The organism is Streptomyces flavofungini (assembly GCF_041028215.1).
Classification (GTDB): Bacteria; Actinomycetota; Actinomycetes; order Streptomycetales; family Streptomycetaceae; genus Streptomyces; species Streptomyces flavofungini_B.
Genome location: NZ_JASKYR010000704.1, coordinates 1 through 3,990, shown reverse-complemented (window position 1 = coordinate 3,990; position 3,990 = coordinate 1). Strand labels below are relative to the sequence as shown.

The following is a 3,990-nucleotide window of genomic DNA, read 5'->3' as shown; positions in this document are numbered from 1 at the left end:
GGCCATGGCCCGGTACCCGGCGTCATTGGGGTGCAGGTGGTCGCCGCTGTCGTAGGCGGGGGCGAGCCGCTCGGGGTCCTCCGGGTCGGCGAGGGCCTTGTCGAAGTCGACGTAGGCGTCGTACTCGCCGGAGGTGCGCACCCAGGCGTTGAACGCGTCGCTGACGGCGGCGGCATGCTCCCCGTAGTGGTCGGAACCGCCGAGCGGCAGCAGCGTGGCCCCGACGGCCCTGATGCCCTTGGCGTGCGCCTGCCGGATCAACTCGCGGTGACCGGCGATCAGTTCGCGCGCGGACACGACCGGGGCGGGTTTGTACGTGGGGGTGTCGCTCTCGCTGAAGCCGATGTCGTTGAGGCCCTCCAGGACGACGACCGTGCCGACGCCCGGCAGGTCCAGGGCGTCCCTGGCGAACCGGTTGGCGCTCCGCTCCCCGTACCAGGCGGAGTCGTTGAGGACCAGGTTGCCGCCGATGCCCGCGTTGAGCACGGGGCGCCGGTGCCCCGAGGCGGCGAGGCGTTCGGCGAGGGCGTCGGACCAGCGGCGGTTCCGGTCGGCGGTGGAGGCAAAGCCGTCGGTGGTGGAGTCGCCGAAGAGGGCGACGCCGTCCCGCTTCGCGGACTCGCGGCCGCTCACGTCGACACCGGAGAGGTAGTACCAGGACTCCGTCGACTCGTCGAAGGCCCCGGCGCCCGTGTCGGCGGTGTGCTCGCCGTCCGCGCGGTAGCTGGTGGCGAAGGACTGGGCGTGGAAGGTGGCGGGCCCGGTCGTGCCCGCCAGATGCAGGGTGACGGTGACGGACTCGAAGGGGCCGAGCCGCAGGCCCGCCGCGTCGCTGGAGAGCTGGCCGCGCGCCGGAACCGTCACCGAACGCTTCCCGCCGAAGGTGAGCCGCCGGACCGAGCCCTTCTCCACCGACGCCCCCTTCTCCGTACGGGCGACGGTGGCGCCGTCGATCCGGAGCGGCGAGGTCCCGTAGGCGTTGGAGAGCCGGACGCGGGCTCTGTCGCCGCCCTCAGTGACGCGGACGACCTGGCGCAGGGTCTGGCCGTCGAAACCGTCCTCCGACCAGTTGGGCTTGAAGCCGGTGCTCGGCCGCTGCGGCGACGCCGCCCAGGCGGCGGTCCAGGCGGCGGTCCGGCCGGGTCCGCCGGCCGCCCGGTCCGTGGCGGCGTGGGCGCCGGTGAGGGCGATCCCGGCGGTCAGGGCGAGCGCGGACGCGGTGGCGAGGACGGTGGTGCGGGCACGCGAAAGCATCGTGGACTCCATGGAGACAACAGGAAGTGGGGTCGGTGCGGCGGGTGCCGTCCGGCTCCTCAAAGATCCGCCGATCGCGCGGGGCCATCAACGGCGATCCGTGAAACGATCGACACGCTCACGCTTATCGATGCAGGTCAGAAGCGGTCCGGGGACCCCGCGACCCGCGACCGGCGCACAGGGGGGATACGCGGTGGAACGCCAGGAGCTGGAGACCTTCCTCACGCTGGCCGAGGAGCTGCATTTCGGCCGGACCGCCGAGCGGCTGCGGCTCTCCCAGGCACGCGTCAGCCAGACCGTGAAGAAGCTGGAGCGCGGGATCGGCGCCCCGCTCTTCGAGCGCACCAGCCGGATGGTCCGCCTCTCCCCTCTCGGACGGCAGCTCTACGAGGACATCGCGCCGCTCCACAAGGAGCTGGAGGCGGCGGTGGCCCGCGCCAAGGACACCGCGCGCGGCGTCGACGGCGAGCTGTCCGTGGGCTTCCTCGGCTCGGGCGCGGGTTCGCTGACGGCGGCGATCCTCGCGGCGTTCCGCGAGCGCTGCCCCGGCTGTGCGGTGCGGATGCGTGAGACCCAGTTCCAGGACCCGCTGGGCGCGCTGCGCGGCGGCGACGTCGACCTGCTCCTCACCTGCCTGCCGGTCGACGAGCCCGATCTGACGGTCGGCCCGGTCGTCATCGACGAACCCCGGCTGCTCGCGATGCCGCTGGGCCACCCCCTGGCGGGCCGGACGTCGGTCTCGCTCGAGGAACTCGCGGGCGAGACGTTCTTCGGCGTGGCGAACGGCGCCCCCGCCTACTGGTGGGACTTCCACGTCCCGCCCCGCACCCCGGGCGGCCGCACGATCCACCGCGGGCAGGCGGTGGCGAGCTTCCAGGAACTGATGACGCTGATCGCGGCGGGCCAGGGCATCTCCCCGGTGGTGGCCTCGGTGGAGCGCTACTACGCACGCCCCGACATCACCTTCGTACCGCTGCGCGACGTGGCATCCGCGGAGGTCGCCCTGATCTGGCGCACGGCGGGCACGAACGCCCGCACGGAGGCGTTCATCCGGGCCGTCCGTGACGTGGTCCGGTCGAACGGAGGACCCGCGGCGTTCTAGACGGCGGCCCTACGGCGCCCTGGACAGCGGCCCCTGTGGCGCCCTAGACGCCGCCGGTCCGCCCGGCGGTGTCCGTGCAGAGCGCCCAGATGACGAAGACACCGATCGCGATCGAGATGACCGCCCAGACCGGTGTGTACGGCAGCCACAGGAACTGCGCCACGATGCCGAGCGCGGCCAGCGCGACGCCGGTCGCCTTGGCCCAGCCCGCGCCCTTGAGGATGCCCCAGCCCGTGACGGCGATGACGAGGCCGAGGACCAGGTGGATCCAGCCCCACGTGGAGAGGTTGAACTTGTAGACGTAGTCACCGATGCGTTCGTAGACGTCGTCCTTGGCGATGCCCGCGATGCCCTCGAACACCCCGAGTACGCCGTTCACCAGCATCAGCACCCCGGCGAACATGGTCCCGCCCCCGGCCCAGAGACTGGCGTCGGCCCTGTGGTCGTGCCGGTGGTCGTGCCCGTGACCCGGCTTTCCCTCGTGTGCCGTGGCGCTGCTCATGGCCGTCCCTCGCTCTCTGTCCCGGGACACACAGCGTGGGCCGGTCCCGGCTGGCGCGGCGAGCGGGCCTGGTCCGAACGGGTGTCGCCCGCCGCTACGAGGCCTGCGCCACCGCCCGCGCGACGGCCGCCGCGATCCGCCGTATCCCCGGCGAACGCACCGGGCAGGGGCGGGACTTGGCCGTGGTCGGGGCCAGGCAGAAGTGCAGGGGGTCGTCGCTCCGGTGCAGCGCGGTGCGGCCGCGGCCCCGGTCGGTGCAGAACGCCGGGTTCTCGGTCTCGTACGGCGTGCAGGGCAGTTCCCCGGCCCAGGCGTAGCGGTCCGCCGCCGGGGCGACCGTCCTGCCCGCGTCGGCGACCAGGTCCTCCGAGACCCGGGCCCGCGCCTCGTAGACGCCGTTGACGCGGCGGACGCGGTCCGGGGTCATCGGGTCGGGCCCTTGCAGCACCCACACGACACGGGTCCGTCCCGCCCCGGCGGCGCCCTCGATCTGCGCGGCCAGCCGCGCCGCGTCGGCGGTGTACCGGGCGAAGTACTTCGCGCGCTGCCTGTCGTACGTGATGCCGTCCATGCACGGCGTGTAGCCCCAGGCGTTGCCCCAGAACTGGAGCACCACATAGTCCGGACGCTCCGCCCTGACCAGCGCCGCGGCCTTGTCCTTGGCGGGTACGAGGGAGTCCTCGCCGGTGCCTTCGAGGTAGTCGCAGAGGGTGGTGCCGGAGTAGGGCGCGCTGCGGTAGCGGGCCCCCAGCTCCCGCTTGAGGTGCTCGCCGAGGACGGTCTGGTTCTCCATGGCGAGGGAGTCGCCGAGGTAGAGGACCTTCGGCGGCTTCGCCCCGGGCTCGCGCGGTCTCCGGGATTCCCGGGGCCCACCGGACGTGCCGGGCTCGTCGGCGACGCGCTGCCGGGTGGCGGACGACGGGGTTCCGCGCGCGGGGCCCGCCGAGTGCGTGGCCCCGGGGGCACCGGCCACCGGGGCGTCSGGCASGGCGGGCGGCGCCCAGTCGGCGAGGGCCTCGCCCGTGTCCCCGGCCAGGGCGATCCGCCCCACCGGCAGTCCTTCGGTGAGCCCGGTCAGCAGGGCCCGCAGTCCGGCCAGCCGGGCGTCGACGGCGGCCTGGTCGCTGCCGCG

General features: G+C 73.8%; 4 protein-coding genes. 1 reads left to right on the top strand and 3 read right to left on the bottom strand.

The window, feature by feature from the left end:
- A partial coding sequence (locus AB8Z36_RS32845) for an SGNH/GDSL hydrolase family protein (protein ID WP_369217037.1) occupies nt 1-1,254 on the bottom strand: 1,254 nt, incomplete at its 3' end.
- A gap of 193 nt (nt 1,255-1,447) precedes the next feature.
- Here AB8Z36_RS32845 and AB8Z36_RS32840 point away from each other — a divergent pair.
- Entirely contained in the window at nt 1,448-2,356 is a 909-nt protein-coding gene (locus AB8Z36_RS32840; protein ID WP_369217036.1) for a LysR family transcriptional regulator, read from the top strand.
- 43 nt (nt 2,357-2,399) lie between these two features.
- Here the strand turns inward: AB8Z36_RS32840 and AB8Z36_RS32835 are convergent, their stop codons facing one another.
- Both AB8Z36_RS32835 and AB8Z36_RS32830 read right to left on the bottom strand, forming a co-directional pair.
- Nucleotides 2,400-2,759 (bottom strand): DUF7144 family membrane protein, encoded by a 360-nt coding sequence (locus AB8Z36_RS32835; protein WP_369217039.1) that lies wholly within the window; start codon nt 2,757-2,759, stop codon nt 2,400-2,402.
- A gap of 193 nt (nt 2,760-2,952) precedes the next feature.
- On the bottom strand, nt 2,953-3,990 hold a 1,038-nt coding region (locus AB8Z36_RS32830), incomplete at its 5' end, for an SGNH hydrolase domain-containing protein (protein ID WP_440582055.1).

Bases quoted from the DNA above. Each gene is read 5' to 3' on its own strand.
- AB8Z36_RS32835 (WP_369217039.1), bottom strand. From the start codon at position 2,759: ATGTTCGCCGGGGTGCTGATGCTGGTGAACGGCGTACTCGGGGTGTTC.